Source organism: Stenotrophomonas sp. 2694, from assembly GCF_040548715.1.
GTDB classification, from domain to species: Bacteria; Pseudomonadota; Gammaproteobacteria; order Xanthomonadales; family Xanthomonadaceae; genus Stenotrophomonas; species Stenotrophomonas indicatrix.
In genome coordinates, this window is sequence record NZ_JBEPSG010000007.1 from 194,551 (window position 1) to 210,339 (window position 15,789).

The 15,789-nt window shown below is 62.3% G+C and carries 15 protein-coding genes and 1 pseudogene; 14 read left to right on the forward strand and 2 right to left on the reverse strand.

All coding sequences use genetic code 11. The annotated features are described in order from the left end of the window. Positions 1 to 4: 4 nt before the first annotated feature. The 14 genes and pseudogenes from ABIA73_RS11360 (at position 5) to ABIA73_RS11435 (ending at position 13,568) form a co-directional block, all read left to right on the forward strand. Entirely contained in the window at positions 5 to 1,156 is a 1,152-nt protein-coding gene (locus tag ABIA73_RS11360) for a TrbL/VirB6 family protein (RefSeq protein WP_425518196.1), read from the forward strand. A 117-nt stretch (positions 1,157 to 1,273) separates the two neighbouring features. Further along, on the forward strand, positions 1,274 to 1,753 hold the full coding sequence (locus ABIA73_RS11365; protein ID WP_354275824.1) for a DUF4189 domain-containing protein: 480 nt from the start codon (positions 1,274 to 1,276) through the stop codon (positions 1,751 to 1,753). 588 nt (positions 1,754 to 2,341) lie between these two features. Then, positions 2,342 to 2,989, forward strand: a pseudogene (locus ABIA73_RS11370) (TrbL/VirB6 family protein); the annotation flags it as partial. A 358-nt stretch (positions 2,990 to 3,347) separates the two neighbouring features. Further along, positions 3,348 to 3,692, forward strand: a complete 345-nt coding sequence (locus tag ABIA73_RS11375; protein ID WP_157804398.1) for a DUF4189 domain-containing protein — start codon at positions 3,348 to 3,350, stop codon at positions 3,690 to 3,692. Positions 3,693 to 4,348: 656 nt separating this feature from the next. Then, positions 4,349 to 4,882, forward strand: coding sequence for a DUF4189 domain-containing protein (locus ABIA73_RS11390; RefSeq protein ID WP_354275816.1), 534 nt, complete (start codon positions 4,349 to 4,351; stop codon positions 4,880 to 4,882). Positions 4,883 to 5,681: 799 nt separating this feature from the next. Continuing rightward, positions 5,682 to 6,221, forward strand: coding sequence for a DUF4189 domain-containing protein (locus ABIA73_RS11395; protein WP_080353841.1), 540 nt, complete (start codon positions 5,682 to 5,684; stop codon positions 6,219 to 6,221). 97 nt (positions 6,222 to 6,318) lie between these two features. Continuing rightward, complete coding sequence (locus tag ABIA73_RS11400; RefSeq protein ID WP_502960549.1) at positions 6,319 to 6,870, forward strand: type IV secretion system protein; 552 nt, start codon at positions 6,319 to 6,321, stop codon at positions 6,868 to 6,870. Between the two features lie 537 nt (positions 6,871 to 7,407). Continuing rightward, positions 7,408 to 7,647 carry a DUF4189 domain-containing protein gene (locus ABIA73_RS11405; protein ID WP_280113453.1) on the forward strand — a complete coding sequence of 80 codons (240 nt, stop codon included), beginning with the start codon at positions 7,408 to 7,410 and terminating at the stop codon, positions 7,645 to 7,647. A 652-nt stretch (positions 7,648 to 8,299) separates the two neighbouring features. After that, positions 8,300 to 8,503: a hypothetical protein gene (locus ABIA73_RS11410; RefSeq protein WP_218787694.1), complete on the forward strand. Its 204-nt coding sequence runs from the start codon at positions 8,300 to 8,302 to the stop codon at positions 8,501 to 8,503. Positions 8,504 to 8,599: 96 nt separating this feature from the next. Continuing rightward, positions 8,600 to 9,067: a DUF4189 domain-containing protein gene (locus ABIA73_RS11415; RefSeq protein ID WP_180167407.1), complete on the forward strand. Its 468-nt coding sequence runs from the start codon at positions 8,600 to 8,602 to the stop codon at positions 9,065 to 9,067. Then, on the forward strand, positions 9,051 to 10,094 hold the full coding sequence (locus tag ABIA73_RS11420) for a DUF4189 domain-containing protein (protein WP_218787693.1): 1,044 nt from the start codon (positions 9,051 to 9,053) through the stop codon (positions 10,092 to 10,094). Before ABIA73_RS11415 ends, ABIA73_RS11420 begins: the two co-directional genes overlap by 17 nt. A gap of 360 nt (positions 10,095 to 10,454) precedes the next feature. Continuing rightward, positions 10,455 to 10,991, forward strand: coding sequence for a hypothetical protein (locus ABIA73_RS11425; protein ID WP_059064476.1), 537 nt, complete (start codon positions 10,455 to 10,457; stop codon positions 10,989 to 10,991). Positions 10,992 to 11,048: 57 nt separating this feature from the next. Beyond that, on the forward strand, positions 11,049 to 12,065 hold the full coding sequence (locus tag ABIA73_RS11430) for an XVIPCD domain-containing protein (protein ID WP_218787692.1): 1,017 nt from the start codon (positions 11,049 to 11,051) through the stop codon (positions 12,063 to 12,065). Between the two features lie 96 nt (positions 12,066 to 12,161). Continuing rightward, positions 12,162 to 13,568, forward strand: coding sequence for a hypothetical protein (locus tag ABIA73_RS11435; RefSeq protein WP_354275817.1), 1,407 nt, complete (start codon positions 12,162 to 12,164; stop codon positions 13,566 to 13,568). 61 nt (positions 13,569 to 13,629) lie between these two features. On the opposite strand, the gene ABIA73_RS11440 is transcribed toward ABIA73_RS11435, so the two are convergent. Together ABIA73_RS11440 and ABIA73_RS11445 are read right to left on the reverse strand one after the other, a co-directional pair. Beyond that, on the reverse strand, positions 13,630 to 14,949 hold the full coding sequence (locus ABIA73_RS11440) for an XVIPCD domain-containing protein (RefSeq protein ID WP_354275818.1): 1,320 nt from the start codon (positions 14,947 to 14,949) through the stop codon (positions 13,630 to 13,632). Next, positions 14,946 to 15,599 carry a hypothetical protein gene (locus ABIA73_RS11445; protein ID WP_080148522.1) on the reverse strand — a complete coding sequence of 218 codons (654 nt, stop codon included), beginning with the start codon at positions 15,597 to 15,599 and terminating at the stop codon, positions 14,946 to 14,948. Before ABIA73_RS11445 ends, ABIA73_RS11440 begins: the two co-directional genes overlap by 4 nt. Positions 15,600 to 15,789 lie beyond the last annotated feature (190 nt).

The window sequence follows — 15,789 nt, forward strand, 5'->3', positions numbered from 1 at the left end:
TGTGATGAGTCAGGGAATGATGCAGGGCATGGTGATCGGGGATCTGCTGCACGGAACGCTGTTCGCCTCAGTGGGCGACTTCGTGTTCTTCAAGCTGATCCTGGAGTACCTGCGAGAGGAGATCGCCAACTTCGGCGAAGGCGTGCTCGGTCGCATGATGACCTGGGTCGGCTCGATCGCCCTGGTGCTGATGACGCTGTGGGTGCTGATCCAGGGCTTCCGCATCGTGACCGGGCGCAGCCGCGATTCGATGGCAGCGCTGGCCACGAACATGGCGCGCGCGGCGCTCATCGTCACCGTGGCCACGTCGATGGCGATGTTCGGCAAGGATCTGCAGTCCTTCCTGACCCAGGACGTCCAGGACGAGATCACCTATGTGGTGACCGGCAAGGACGACACGGCCGAAGAGCTGATCGATCGCAATCTTGGCTACATGCAGTTGGCGCTGACCTCGGTAAGCGTGCTGGATGTGGCGGGCGACGTCACCCTGGACAGTGCGAAGACGCGTGCGATGTGGTTCATCGGCCTGGGCACGGGCGGTCCGGCAGTCACTGCCGGTGCCATGTTGCTGCTGTACCAGGTCGCGATGGCCATGTTCATCGGCTTTGGCCCGCTGTTCATCCTGTGCCTGCTGTTCGAGCAGACCAAATCGTTGTTCCAGCGCTGGTTGTTCTATGGAATCGGTACCATGTTCTCGATGGCCGTGCTGGCAGCAATGACCGGCATTGCGATGGAAATGGTCGCCCGCGTCGCTGCTTCGTTCTGGGGTGCGTCCGCGTTGGGCGCGCTGTTGAGCACCAACCTGACCGAAGGCATGAGCAGCATGGCGCTGCAGCAGGGCGGCATGGGGTTGATCCTCACGACGCTGATTCTGACTGCTCCCCCAATGGCTGCGATGTTCTTCCAGGGTACGCTGGGTACCTTCATGGCATATTCGCAGATAGGCGGTAGTGCTGGGTCGGCTTCTCCTGGCCCGCAGGGTCAGCCGCCGGGTTCGTCAGGTTCGGGCGGAGGATTCTTTATGCCCTCTGTTCCGACCAATTCCAAAGCATCAAGTCAGGTTCCTGTTCAGGACACAACGCCTCGGTTCGCAACTGCATCAGAATCTCAGGTTCAAACTGGGCAACGTGGAAATGCTGGCGCAGGGAACTCATAGCCCCCCCCCCGGAATTTGGAGTGTACGATGCGAAATGAGTTTTTAGCTCCGTGGAAGTTGGAGGGTGCCATGCATAGAGTCGTTAGCTCGACAGTACTTATTGCGCTGATTCTTTGCATGGGGCCAGCCTTAGCAGAAGGTGGGTGCCCTCCAGGGTCGTATCCTATCGGTGGGCAGGGCGTTCAAGGCTGCGCGCCAATACCCGGGACGAGTAGCGGTGCTTCCGGCCCAGCAGTTTCTGCGCCGCCTCAGCCACTGGGCGAATGGTTGACGCGATGGGGGGCTGTAGCCGAGTCGCCAACTTCAAGTCTCGTCGGCACATCTTCCAATGAATCGAGCGAACGGCGAGCAGTAGCTGTGGCCATCAAAAAGTGCGCGGCGGAAGGTGCAAAGGACTGCAAGTCTTCTGTAACGTACTACAACCAGTGCGTTGCATTTGCGGTGCCATCTTCAGGGAAGGGACAGGGCTCGCTGGATACGGCGGTTGATGCAGAGACTGTGGCCGGAAACGCAATCGAGCATTGCAAGGACACGGGGGGGGGGGAGTGCACCGTAGTCTATTCCGAATGTTCCTTGCCCGTTTTCAAAAAGTTCTAGGGCTGCCTTCGGTGATCCAAAGAACGACGAATCAACGCAGCTTGTGGGTAATCAAAGATGCCTCGCTTTCAGAGAGATGACGTGGGATAGAGGCAGTAGGATCGAAAGTGGATATTGGTTCGCAATATTTTTCTCTGGCATGAATTGTGATTGCCGTTTGGCTCTGTTGTTTTAATTTGGATCTGCACTTTGCGTCCGTGTTTTTTCTCAGAAGGTTGTTGCTCGCCTGGCTTTAGATGCATATCACGCAGGCATTAGCCAGCTAGGTGATATTCCGTGCGATTGGAGGAGTGACTCCACGCCCGAGGGTTGGGACGCCCCGCCGGAAGGCTCATGGGTAGCCGCGCATATTCGTAGATGGCTGTTAGTGCCCTGCCAAAGTCGCTGGGCCTAGTGGTCCGCCGCCGGATTCGTCGCGTTCGGGTGGTGGGGTATTCGCGCCGGCGAAGCCATTTACGAATAAGGCAGTCGCAGCAATTAGCCAGCTGGCCATGCTGAAGATTCATAGCGATGAGGTCAGACATGCTTCATCAGGGCTCAGACGTAGCGCACCATCTGCCAACTCCTGAAAGCCCGCATTGTTCGACTTGGGTGCTGATCCAGGGCTTCCGCATCGTGACCGGGCGCAGCCGCGATTCGATGGCAGCGCTGGCCACGAACATGGCGCGCGCGGCGCTCATCGTCACCGTGGCCACGTCGATGGCGATGTTCGGCAAGGATCTGCAGTCCTTCCTGACCCAGGACGTCCAGGACGAGATCACCTATGTGGTGACCGGCAAGGACGACACGGCCGAAGAGCTGATCGATCGCAACCTTGGCTACATGCAGTTGGCGCTGACATCGGTAAGCGTGCTGGATGTGGCGGGCGACGTCACCCTGGACAGCGCGAAGACGCGAGCGATGTGGTTCATCGGCCTGGGCACGGGCGGTCCTGCAGTCACTGCCGGTGCCATGTTGCTGCTGTACCAGGTCGCGATGGCCATGTTCATCGGCTTTGGCCCGCTGTTCATCCTGTGCCTGCTGTTCGAGCAGACCAAATCGTTGTTCCAGCGCTGGTTGTTCTATGGAATCGGTACCATGTTCTCGATGGCCGTGCTGGCAGCAATGACCGGTATTGCGATGGAAATGGTCGCCCGCGTCGCTGCTTCGTTCTGGGGTACCTTCATGGCATATTCGCAGATAGGCGGTAGTGCTGGGTCGGCTTCGCCTGGCCCGCAGGGTCAGCCGCCGGGTTCGTCAGGTTCGGGTGGTGGCGCAGTGTTTATGCCACCTGTTCCAGTTAATTCTGTGGGGGGCAGCACAAGGGGGCGGCTGGGTCCCAGCTTGGTGGCTTCGCTGATTCCGGCCCGAGCACCGGCCAACGTGGTGTGGCAAACAACGAACGAGGTTGAGGTCAGATATGTTCATTCCCTTGATGCGCTTGGCCCTCATTTCATTGGGGTACTTCGCGGTCTCTTCGGCGCATGCCGAGGGAGCTTGCCCGCCGGGGATGTATCCCATTGGTGGGCAGGGTGTCCAAGGTTGCGCGCCGATTCCAGGCGCGCAGGGAGGCGGGGGAGGCGCACCTTCATCCACGCCAATGCCCCCGCGTCCGATGGGTGAATGGATCAAAACTTGGGGGGCTCTTGCAAGCCCGTCCGAGGGAAAGCAAGGGGGGGCTTCAGTTAGTGAGCTCACCGAAGGGGCCGCCAGGCGCAAGGCACTGGAGAACTGCGAACGGCAGGGCGGTGGGCGTTGCAAGGTGGACTTTGTCTACCAGAATCAGTGTGTCTCAGCAGTCTCCTCTCCCGAGCTGGTGTCCACTGGAACGAAATACGTCAGCGCTGCTACAGAAGAAGAGGCAACACAGGCCGCCTTACAGGACTGCAAAGCGGCGGGTGGAACGCAATGCAAATCCATCTACTCCGCGTGTACTATTCCCTTCTTCAAGAAGTATTAGGGGGGCATTGAACGACTCACTGCGAGCTGTGCCGTATTGCCACCGGTTGTCAGCCGATGCAAAGCTGTTTGCCACCTTTGGTGTAGTGCATCATGCAATTGAATTTTTTGCTGCTGAGCGCGTGGGCAAGCACAAGCAGGCCCGCCGCGAGATTATTCTGGCCGAGATTGAATCGGTAGTGTCTTGGAGGATACTACTGACTCAGATTTCCTCACAATTGCCCACGCTCTGGAAAAGGCGATATATCGGTCAATACAGCCGAGAGTCTGGTGATGCTTGTGTCCAACCTGACCGAGGGCATGCCGCATAACGCTCCTGTATAACGGTGTGGCTTCATCCCGAAGCTGCTGATTCTGACTGCCCCCCCCAATGGCTGCGATGTTCTTCCAGGGTACGCTGGGTACCTTCATGGCATATTCGCAGATAGGCGGTAGTGCTGGGTCGGCTTCTCCTGGCCCGCAGGGTCAGCCGCCGGGTTCGCACGGTGGTGGTGGCGGTATGTTTAAGCCGTCTGCCCCTGCAAACAATCAGAGTCAACAAGCGCCACTTGAAGGCGTAACGCCCAGGTTCCAGAACGCGGTTGACACGCCGGTTCAATCTGGCCAGCGGGGTAATGCTCCGACAATGAATGCTTGATTCGGAATATGGAGTGCGTGATGAGGCGGATCTCTGTACTGGCGGTTTCACTTGTTTCTCTTGCACTTTCAGCTTCGGCTTTCGCTGAAGGGAACTGTCCATCCGGCTACTATTCCATCGGTGGTCAGGGTGTGCAGGGCTGCGCTCCGATTCCGGGGGGCTCTTCGGGTGGAGGGCCGGCCCAGGGGGGCGTGCCACAGCCGCCGAGGCCTTCAGGTGAGTGGTTGACCAGGTGGGGAGCGGTGGTGCAGTCGCCAACGTCCGATCTGATAGGTACGTCGGCGAACAAGACGAGCGAGGCTGCTGCCGAGACCGAGGCGCGGCGCATTTGCGAGTCGGAAGGTGCCAGGGACTGCAAGACATCGCTCACCTATTACAATCAGTGCGTGGCATTCTCCGTGCCGAATTCCGGAAAGGGCAGAGGCTCCGTCAATACGGCGGTGGATCTGGCTACAGCAAAGAAGAATGCACTGGCAAGTTGCAATGATGCGGGCGGGGGGCGTTGCGTAATCTCGCATACCGAGTGCTCTGAGTCAGTTTTCCGGGAGTACTAGTTGCAGATGAGCTGTTGGTTTATGTGAGCCAATGCGTAACGCCAGCATTCTGTAATCCAGCCGCGCAATGCAGTTGACTGACTGTAGCTTCTGGAAGGAACTATGATTCCCGCAATCCTTGCTATCCCGTTGCTGCTGGTTGGAGTGATTTGCTCCAAGATTGCACATGCCGAGGGCGGCTGCCCGCCGGGCATGTACCCCATCGGGGGCTAGGGTGTGCAAGGCTGCGCCCCGATTCCAGGCGCAGGGGGGGGCGGAGTTTCGCAGCAGAGCCCGTCGCCGCCCCCCGAGACCTTTTTATAAGAACCTGGCGGCGTCGCTGTATCCCCGACTACGTCAGTTGTCGGTGTTTCGACCGGCCAGCTTTCGAAGAAGGTTGCTGGCCCGTGCCCGCGCTGAGTGTGCGGCCGTGTCCAATCCGACCGAAGGCATGCCGCATGACGCTGCGGTACGGGGCATAACTTCATTCTGACTACGCAGGTTCTACCGCGCCACGATGGCCGCGATGTTCTTCCGGGGTGTCTTCAGCACCTTCATGGCATATTCGCAGATAGGCGGTAGTGCTGGGTCGGCTTCGCCTGGCCCGCAGGGTCAGCCGCCGGGTTCGCAGGGTGGTGGTGGTGGCGGTGGTGCGCACATGCCTCCGCAGCATTCGGTGAACAGGGCCGATAGTGCTGCCGGGCAGGTTGCCATGCCAAAGATCAACGATGTTACGCCCGCCTCTCCTGGCCAAAGAGGTAATGCTGTACCCAATGGCTCTTGATTGATCGTGCCGCTCGAGATTTGAAGAGGGTTTCTTATGATTAGTTTGCGGTCCATACGCCTTTGCACTCTTGGATTCGCTTTTCTGGGGGCACATGTCGCCTACGCGGAAGGCGGCTGTCCCCCCGGCTCGTATCCTATCGGGGGCCAGGGTGTGCAAGGCTGCGCCCCGATTCCAGGTGCAGGGGGCGGAGTTTCGCAGCAGAGCCCGTCGCCGCCCCCGAGACCTTTGGGTGAATGGATAAGAACCTGGGGCGGCGTCGCTGTATCCCCGACTACGTCAGACGCCGGTGTTTCAACCGGCCAGCTTTCGAAGAAGGCTGCTGAGCGCGATGCCATGGCAAAGTGCGCAGATAGCGGAGCACGAGACTGCAAGGTAAGCGTTACCTACTTTAATCAATGTATGTCTTGGGTAGTGCCCAGCGGCCGCACAGGGAATGGCAGGTCTGGAATTGGTACCGGCCCAACGCTCGAGCGTGCGGGGGAAATGGCGCAGGGAATCTGCCAGAACGATCAGCCAGGGGCATGCACTGTGATCCATGAGAACTGCACGGAGCAGATCTTTAAAAAGTACTAGCCGATCTTTAGTTGCGGTGTAGGTCTGGCCCTTGCGAGTGAATACCCACTCGTTCGGAAGTAACGAGGATCTCTAGTCGAAATGCCATCGTTTGACGTTGGCTGAGCTGGCCATTCGACCGAGAATCTGGAGGTTGCCCTCGCCGAGGACGCTCAAGAAGAGATGGCCTGATGTGGTGACCGGCAAGGATGACACGGCGGAAGAGCTGATCCGTCGCAACCTTGGCTACATGCAACTGGCGCTGACATCGGTAAGCGTGCTGGATGTGGCGGGCGACGTCACCCTGGACAGCGCGAAGAGGCGTGCGATGTGGTTCATCGGCTTTGGCCCGCTGTTCATCCTGTGCCTGCTGTTCGAGCAGACCAAATCGTTGTTCCAGCGCTGGTTGTTCTATGGAATCGGTACCATGTTCTCGATGGCAGTGCTGGCAGCAATGACCGGTATTGCGATGGAAATGGTCGCTCGCGTTGCCGCCTCGTTCTGTGGTGCTGCCGCCTTGGGCGCGCTGTTGAGCACCCACCTGACCGAAGGCATGAGCAGCAGGGCGCTGCAGCAGGGCGGCATGGGGTTGATCCCCACGACGCTGATTCTGACTGCCCCCAATGGCCGCTATGTTCTTCCAGGGTACGCTGGGTACTTCATGGCATAGTCTCAGATAGGCGGTAGTGCTGGGTCGGCTTCGCCTGGTCCGCAGGGTCAGCCGCCGGGCTCGCAGGGTGGTGGTGGTGGTTTCACGCCATCGATGCCGACGGCAACTCAGGGAACCCCTGTCTCGCACGGTACCCAGGGCACCAGTCGTATTGCCGGCCAAGACACTTCGGGCATGGTGGTTCCCCCAGACTGGTAAGCGTGGTGCAGCATCTTCGGATTGAGAAGGCGGAATAGTATGAGCTCGAAAGGTATACAAGCCCTTTGCATGGGGGGCCTGATGGTTCTTGTTTCTGTATGGCCATTCCACGCTGTCGCTGAAGGTGGCTGTCCGCCTGGCATGTACCCCATCGGTGGGCAAGGGGTGCAGGGTTGCGCGCCAATCCCTGGCGCTAGTGGAGCGAGCTCTCAACAGTTGCCCGCACCTCTCCCGCGACCAACTGGGCGATGGCATAAGACGTGGGGGGCCATGGCCATAGGGCGAGATGGAGATACCGGGGTTTCGAAGGGGAAGGACTCAAAATGAGAAGCCGAGAAGGTGGCGCTTGCCCAGTGCGCAACTTGGGGCGCAGATGACTGCAAGGTCATGCTTGCCTACGAGAATCAATGCGCCGCAATAGCGACCCCCAAGGCATCCAACACCGGTTCATCGTTTGCAGGTGGTCCAACCGTACAGAGCGCGTCCGACACTGCAATGAAGTCCTGTACTAAAGAGGGAGGCTTGCAGTGTGAGATTGTCTATTCTGACTGTAGTGAGCCCCGATTCGAGAGTTTCTGACAGGGATGCTTGACGCAGCGGGCTGCGGGCAAAGGGGCGAATTCGGTCAGGCCTCGGGCAGTAGAAAAAACGGAGAATAGCGGTGGATATCCCCCGGGCATGTATGCTATCGGGGGCCGGGGTGTGCAAGGCTGCGCCCCGATTCCAGGTGCAGGGGGCGGAGTTTCGCAGCAGAGCCCGTCGCCGCGCCCGAGACCTTTAGGTGAATGGATAAGAACCTGGGGCGGCGTCGCTGTACCCCCGTTACGTCAGACGCGGGTGTTCCAACCGGCCAGCTTTCGAAGAAGGCTGCTGAGCGCGATGCCATGGCAAAGTGTGCAGTGGGCCGACTTTGTAGCGCGCCGAGAGTCTGGCTCAAGGAATTTGTGAGAACGATAAACCGGGTGCCTGCGAAGCCGTCTATAGCGACTGCACGGAGCCTTTGTTTAAAAAGTATTGAGGTTCCAGAAAGAGCCGTTTCGCTCGCAGCCCGTCGCGAGATCATTCTTGTCGGAATTGAACGGGCAGCGTCCTGGAAGGCACTGCTGGCTCACATCTGCCACGTTATCCTTGCTCGGGCCGCGAGGGCTATCGCTCTGCGAGACGGGCGCAATGCCGGGCATTCCTCTTCGGCAGTAGTGGTGTGCGTTGAGCGCCTGGGATGAAAAGAAGGTTGGAAAAGATCGCGTTAATGGGGCTGTTAGTCTGGTTCAGCGCGTTGGATGCGATTCCGGACGAGGCAACGATCCTCAATAATGTTGTTGGCTCCGAGGGGGGCGTATATGCACATCCGCATAAGCGAGCTGATGGGTTTCTGGGCAGCCAGCAGGGCTTAGCCCTTTTTGCGCTTGGCTTCTCCCCCTCTGCTTCACTGTAGGAAAGTTCCGATACTATAGTTCTGTTTCGAGCGTTATTGTATTCGTCCTGGCGGCGCAAGATCTGCGCCCGATCTGGCGACGAGTGGAGAATGGACATGCAGAAGCGCATGAAGCACATGGGATGTGGGCTGGTTGCCGTGCTGCTGGTAAGCGGCGGGGCGATCGCGCAGCAGAAGTCTGGCCTGGAGGGGTTGCCGCCTCCCGGAACCATGACCGCACAGATTCCTGAAGGCAGGGAAATGTATATCGGCATGGCGGTTAGCGATGCCAAGCAGCAGGTTGTAACCGCTGTGGGTGGTTCGGAAGTGGAGGCCAAGCTGATGGCACGACGCGACTGCAGCAAGAAGTGGGGCGGATGCGAAGATCTGACTACTTTCCCGATTCGTCATTACTGCATGGTGATCGCCAGCGATGCAGACTCCCGGCCCAACGTCCGAGCCACCTTCGTTGAAGCAGGTGATGGTCGCACGGTTAAAGCTGGCGAATTGAGCCGCAAGGCGATGGATCGTTGCCAGGCGTCGGGTGCGAAGAAGTGCGGGGTGCAGAGTGAATACTGCTTCTGACCGTTGCTTGCGCTGGTTGTGCACCGTCCTGCTCGCGGCTGCCGTGATGCCGGCGATGGCGCAGAATGGTCGTCAGGCGCAGATGCAGCAGCACGCGCAGAACGTCAACAATTACGTGCAGTGGCAGCAGAGCCAGCAAGCCCGCAGCTATGTGTACACCGAAGAAGACTATATCGCCGACCAGATTGCGCGGAACATCGCTGCAGCCCGCAACGCGCAGCTGAGGAAGGACGCCAAGCGAGACTGGTGGGGTTCGCTGGCGGTCAACACTGAAGATGGGTCGTGGTACGTCCATCTGAACGACGAGACAAGCGACGATGCACTGACCAACGCCATGAAGCAGTGCAAGGGCGTCTGCTATCCGATTGTCACCTTTGCCAACACGTGCGTGGCCCCGGCGTACAGCGGGCACGGCGGAATGTACCTGGGCCATGGCGCCAGCAAGCAGGAGGCTGCGGCCGGCGCCGGCAGCGCTTGCGTCGCGGCGGGTGGTAGCGATTGCAAGAGTCCGCCAGAGCAGGCTTTCTGCACTGGCTGGAAGTACGGCTACAAGGCGGCCGAGCGCTTTATCCAACGCGTTTCACTGAACGTTCTAGGTAAAGTTTCGGATCCAAAGTTCCAGCCTTTTCCGGGGGCCACAGAGTTCATCGCAAAGCCGCTCGACAAGCGAGGTGCGTCCACGGGAACCGCAAAGGATGGCCGCATGGTGGCCAACATGGCCCAGTCTTGGAGCGCGATCGCTGCAGGCAGTGCGCCCAAGGCCTACGCGATCCATATGGGGTTGAACGAGCGTGATGCACGTGACACCGCGGTCAGCCAGTGCGGGGCAGGTGACTGCAAAGTGGTGGCTGCGTTCACGCTTGGCCAGTGCGCCGCAGTGGTCCGTGCCCGCAGCAGGGGCAGTGACGTTGTGCAGACCTATTCTGCCGTGGCCGGGACGCTGCCCGAAGCGGAGGAAAAGGCAGTGGGAGAATGTATCGATGCCGATGCGAAAGCCTGTCCTCTGGTATTCAACAACTGCATGTGAGGCTACGGGCGATTTGGGGGCGCTGTGCCGCCCGCGTCCCTCTTGCTTCGTGGATGTGGACCTGGATTTTGTGACTGGTGGCTCCATTTCAAGCTTGCGCTCTTCGACGCAATAGACCTCTTCGCGCTAAGCTCTCCCGACGTCAGAAAAATGACGCTTCGGCGCTACCGATTGCAGGAGCTTTTCCGTCCATGAGGACCCTGTCTGCCCGTCCGACGGGTGACGCTTGCCACCATCGCTGCCACGGTGCTCCCGGAGCTATCATCCGCATCTGCAGGGTGACCGGCGCGGCCGGGCAACGCCACCGTGCCCGTTATCAACGCGGGCATCGGCAAGACGACATTGAAGGAGTGGGAGGGGATGGACGACAGGTTTGGCGCACACATGGACGATGCCCTGGCATTCGTTCCGTCCGGTGCGAACCTGCTGGAAGCCGTCAGGGGCGAGCTCAACGGCGATGGCATCGAGTACCAGCTGCTGGTCATCGACCAGCCGACGCCGGAAGGGCTGGTGCCTGGCCAGCACGGACCAAACCGGGTGCTGCTGTTGCTGCGCGGTGACGGGCGCGGGCGCTGGCAGCTGGCCGCGCGCAACGACAAGCTGGTGCCGTGTTCCACCCGCGGTGGCCTGGCTGGCGATCCTTTTGCGTATGCAATGGTTGAGGAAGACACCTTCAGCGTGATCACCAACGGCGGCAGCCGCGAGCGCTGGAGCAGCACGTACCGGTTCCGTTACGCATCGGCGGACAAGGCGTGCTGGGTGGATGGGGTGAGACGCAAGGTCGTGGATATCGAGACCGAGGCGACCAACATCCGGGATTTCTCGGTGGCGGAACTGGGCAAGGTGCGGTTCGAGGACTTCGACCCGTCCAGTGTCGCCGAGGTGTCGCTTCCATGATCCAAGCTCCAACCGGCGGAAGGGAATCCGCGCTGATGAACATCCAGGAGTTGCACTGTGTCGACCGATAGAGAGTCGCAACTGCTGCGGGAGGCGACGAAAGCCGGCATCGACTCCCCCCTTGAACTGGCCAATTTCATGGCCCAGGCAGGGCACGAGTCGCGCGGCTTGAGCCGGCTCAACGAGAGCTTCAACTACACCCGGGGCATCTCGCAGATCCCGGTGGAAGCGGCGTGGCGCAATGGCACCGAGGCGCTGGAGTCCGCACGCCAGGAGGCCCTGCGAGGGCGTCCGGATGACCTGGCCGAGCTGATGTATGGGGGCCGGATGGGCAACGATGCGCCTGGTGATGCGCTGAAGTACCACGGGCGCGGTTATCTGCCGCTGACCGGCAAGGAAAGCTACCAGCGCGCCGGCACTGCGCTGGACCTGGACCTGGTCAACCAGCCCGAGCTGGCGTCGCAGCCGGAACATGCAGGTCGCATCGCGGTGTGGCAGTGGCAGAACCGTGTGCCGGAACACGCGCGCGAGGACGTGCGCGAGGCTACGTACGCCATCAACGGTGCCGTCAACGGGGTGGAGGACCGGCTCAAGCGTTTCGAGGCGTGGCAGCAGAAGCTGACCCCGGACGTGATGGACCGGCTTGCTCGCGGCGAAGTGGGCGAACCTGCACAGTTGCCTGAGCGCGCGCGCGATATGTCCGATCCGGCCCATGCCGGCAACCGGTTGTTCACCGACGCACGGGGTCATCTGCAGCAGATGGGGCCGCAGAGTGGCCTGCGCAGCCAGCAGGAACTGGACAATGCGGCCGGGGCCTTGGCGTTGAGCGCACAGAAGGCAGGGATGAGCCGTATCGATCACGTGGTGGCCGGTACCGACGGCAGGGCGCTGTTTGCGGTGCAGGGCGTCATGGGGGACCCGGCGATGCAGCGCTCGATGGTGCAGCGTGAGGCCGCTGCCCAGCTGCCGCTCGAGCAGAGCAGCCAGCAGTTGGCGGCCGAAGCCTCTTCCCGCCAGGAACAGACCGCTTCGGTCACCCGCGAGCAGGAGCAGAACCGCCCGCGATCGCTGTAATCTGGGCACCGCCCGGCAGGTCGGAGACCGGCGGGCCCATCGCACGACACCGAGCACCCTCGGGTGCCTACATGGATCTCTTTGTAAGGACACAACATGCGAAACACTTTCCTGCGTTCCCAAGCGGCCCAGCGTGGCCGCGCTCCGGCACTGTGGCTGCTGCCGCTGGGACTGGCTGCCGCCATGGCCCACGCACAGCAGGCACCGGACGCCCCGGCGGCTCCGGCCGTCGAGGAGGCGGTGCCAGCACCGGTAGTGGCCGCGGCGGACGCGCAGACGCCCGCTGACACCGCAACCGATGCCGTAGCTGCACCGGCTCCCGTCGCCGCGGCTGAGCCGGTGCCTGCCCTGGTAGCTGCACCTGTGCCGTCCATGTCCCCGGCGCCCGAACCCGCACCGCAACCGGCGACGGGCGTCGCTCCGGAAGCCATCTCTGCCGAACCCGCGAGTGCACCGGCACCTGCGGCAGCACCGATGGCACCGCCGACCGACGTTGCCTCCACCAATGCTGCGCCTGTCGCAACGGCTCCTGTCGCAGCTCCTCCACCGGCTCCCGCGCAGGTGCCGGCCACGGCTGCCGCCGTCGCACAGGCGCCCGACGCCGCGCCAGCCTCTGCGCCGGTCCCGTCACCCACGCCGGCCCCCGTCGCACCGCCGATCATCCCGTTGGCACCAGACCAGGCCGCGGAGCGCCAGCTCGGTGCGCGCTGCCCGGTCGATCTGGCCGGTCGCCTGGCACCGCAGGGCGATCTGATGATCGGCGCCTGCCAGGGCGCGTTGCCGCCGCACCTGGCGGCGCTGCTGGTGGCCTTGCCTGAGCAGGACATCCACCTGCCGCGCAGCTGGCGCGAGCGTGAAGTGCGCCAGAAGGCGTGGTTCAAGGCCGTGGCCGGCGTGGGCCAGCGCCCGGACTTCATCGCCCGCCTGGGAGACATCTGGGTGCGTTCGTTTGAAGGCGCGGATGCGTCGACGACCACCTACCTGGTCTCGGCGCCGTTCGACTGTGCCGATGGCGCACTTCCAAACGAGAACACCGCAGAGCCCGTCCGACTCGCAGCCGGCAGTTGCGGGCAGGCCTACGTCCGCCAGCGCGTGTTCCAGGTGGGCAGCGATGGCGTCCCGCGGGACATCACTGCAATGGCAATGCCGGCGGCACCGTCGATCGCCGAGGCCGATCGTGCCCGTCACCGCACCCGCGAAGGCAGGATCAGCCTCGACCACAGCAAGTTGCAGTACGGGCCGGCCATGCGCTGGTTCGTGCAGTACCCGGAATCACCGCAGAAGACCGGTCCGCACAGCTTCAGTGACTGGAACCGCGAACATCTGGCCTTCGTGGTGTGGAATGGCACCCGCTTCGAGCTGCGCGATACCGTGACGCGCGCGCAGTGGCCGTGTGATCCGGTGGCGCCGGGCGACAAGGCCTGTGGCGGTTTCCCGGACTCGGGCCCGGATGCGTACGTGCTGGCAGGGCCGGCGGCGCACTCGGCGGTCTCCAGCCCCTGATCGACCGCGGAAATGACGGGAGCCGGCAGTGCCGGCTCCCGTTTTCATTCCAGCAAGCGTCTCAGGCGTGCAGGCTGCGGTGGGTCGCTTGGGTCTGTTCCAGCTGCTGCTCGCGTGCAAGGGCTAGGCCAGCAGCCTGCTGCTCGATGCGCTGGCTGCTCTGCTCCAGCGGCGTGTTCATCGCGCGGGTGGTGTCGACGGACACGCGCAGATGGCCGGGGTCGCCGCCCTCACCCTGCAGGGCGAAGCTGCGTGACGCGTCGGCACTCATCAGTACCTCGTCGATCCGCTGTCCGCCGGCGGCATGCATTTCCGCAGCCAGCGAGCCTGCCAGCTGCGCGCTCATGCCATCGGGTGTACGGCCGACGCGGGCGTCCTGTGCGTGCACGCCGCGCAGGGCATCATTGAACAAGGGGTTGCCGACGTGGCCGGCGTCGTCGATGCGCAGCATGCCGATCGGGCGCCCCTGCCGTTCGGCTTCACGGCGCGCGGGTTCGCCCGGTTCCAGGGGACCACGCAGATGGTCGAAGAGATCCTTGACGCCGCCCGGCAGGCCGCGCGTACCGGTGGTGACGCCGCTGCGCAGCAGCTCCATCTTGTCCCGGTACTCGTCGATCATCTTGACGTTGTCGCGTGCCAAGGCCTGCGTCTCCGGCCTGCCCAGCACCGAGTCTTCGCCGAGGAAATTGACCAGCTTGTGCGAACCGAGGGAGTTGGCGGCCGCGCCAAGTGCACTGTCGGGAATCAGGATGCGCAGGCGGCTGTTGCTGAAGCCCCAGTCGCCCAGCGTGTCGATCTCCCGGGGCGTGGCGTACACGCGCACCTGGCCGAAGTGCGGCGAAGCGGCGCTGACCGGGTCGGCCGCCATGACGTGGTTGACAACGCTGGTGCCGCCTTCGGGAATGCGGTAGCCAAGACTGGCCGCGCCATAGGCGTTGAAGGTCTCGCCCTTCAGGTTGTAGTGATGTGCGCTGATCTGGGCCAGCGCGCCGCCCAGCGAATGCCCGGTGACGGTGACCTCAGGTGCCTGGCCGAGGTCGCGTCCTTCCTTGGCAGCGTAGGCGAGGGCGCGCTGGGTCAGTGCCAGCGCATCGGCGGCCTGCACGTTGTAGCGGGCGACCACCATGCCGCCATCGGCGAGGAGACCATCGCGGGCGATCTGCTCGGTGCCGCGATGGGAGACCACGATCTCCTGCGTGTCCACGCGCTGGTAGATCGTGCCTTGATAGCCATTGAAGCGGTTGCTGACGTGCTCGAGCACCTTGTAGTCATGCCCGTTGAGGGAAACATGTTCTTCCTGTCCGGGTGCGCGGCGACCGACTTTCAGGTCGCGATAGGCATCGTTGGACAGCGCGGCGTAGTCCTGGCTGCCGAGGGTCACGGCTGCACCTCATCGGCCGTCAAGGTGGCAGAGAACAGCGTGTCCTGCAGTTCCGGACGGAACCGGCTGGCGTCCTTCTGGCCGGTAGCGCCGTAGTCGGGCAGGTCCGCCACGCGTGGGTAGTCGCCCTGCGGATAATGGCGCGTCTCACTCTGGCCTTTGACGAACGGATCGGCCTCGATGAAGGACAGGAAGCGCGTCTCGCCATCGGCGCCGGTCGCCTTCAGCATCGCGCCGGCGCCACTGAAGGCCCAATGGCAGACGCCGCGGCCGTAGTAGTCCTCGTCGAGCATGCGGTCCAGGTAGACGGTGCCGCGGTACTCGTTATCGGTGACCCTGCGCAGCGTCACCGGCTCCTGGCTGGTGATGCGGGCGGGAGCGCCGGTGGCGGGCTCGATGTAGCCGCACTGCGCTTCGTTGCTCACATCGTACTGGGCAACGCCTTCGACCACGGCAAAGCTGCCCGGCGGGTTGTGCAGGCGCAGTACCAGTTCATAGGCTTTGCGCGGTGAGGGGTTGAGCTTGGCCAGGCCACGTCCTCCCTGGGCGACGTCGGACTCGGCGGAAGCAAGTTCCTGGTTCATGGCGGTCTCCGGGCTGCAGGCAATCAGTAGAAGCAAGGCAAGACACGGGAGGGATGTGCGGCGCACCGTCAGCCTCCGGACGGAGGAGTGAGCGCGTTCGCGACGGGGCACGCTGCGGGCGATGAAAGTGCGCGCCGCGCTGGCGAGGAAAGACGGGCAATCACGGCATGTCTCCTTTCCTTGGTGACCACGATCCCGGACCCGGGAAGGCTAGATTGCGCGATTCTCGCGGCGGAAAAGTGAAATAGTCGAAATT

Excerpts from the sequence above, each read along its gene's own strand:
- ABIA73_RS11360 (WP_425518196.1), top strand. The coding sequence starts at position 5 with ATGAGTCAGGGAATGATGCAGGGCATGGTGATCGGGGATCTGCTGCAC.
- ABIA73_RS11365 (WP_354275824.1), top strand. The coding sequence starts at position 1,274 with ATGGGGCCAGCCTTAGCAGAAGGTGGGTGCCCTCCAGGGTCGTATCCT.
- ABIA73_RS11375 (WP_157804398.1), top strand. The coding sequence starts at position 3,348 with ATGGGTGAATGGATCAAAACTTGGGGGGCTCTTGCAAGCCCGTCCGAG.
- ABIA73_RS11390 (WP_354275816.1), top strand. The coding sequence starts at position 4,349 with ATGAGGCGGATCTCTGTACTGGCGGTTTCACTTGTTTCTCTTGCACTT.
- ABIA73_RS11395 (WP_080353841.1), top strand. The coding sequence starts at position 5,682 with ATGATTAGTTTGCGGTCCATACGCCTTTGCACTCTTGGATTCGCTTTT.
- ABIA73_RS11415 (WP_180167407.1), top strand. The coding sequence starts at position 8,600 with ATGCAGAAGCGCATGAAGCACATGGGATGTGGGCTGGTTGCCGTGCTG.
- ABIA73_RS11425 (WP_059064476.1), top strand. The coding sequence starts at position 10,455 with ATGGACGACAGGTTTGGCGCACACATGGACGATGCCCTGGCATTCGTT.
- ABIA73_RS11435 (WP_354275817.1), top strand. The coding sequence starts at position 12,162 with ATGCGAAACACTTTCCTGCGTTCCCAAGCGGCCCAGCGTGGCCGCGCT.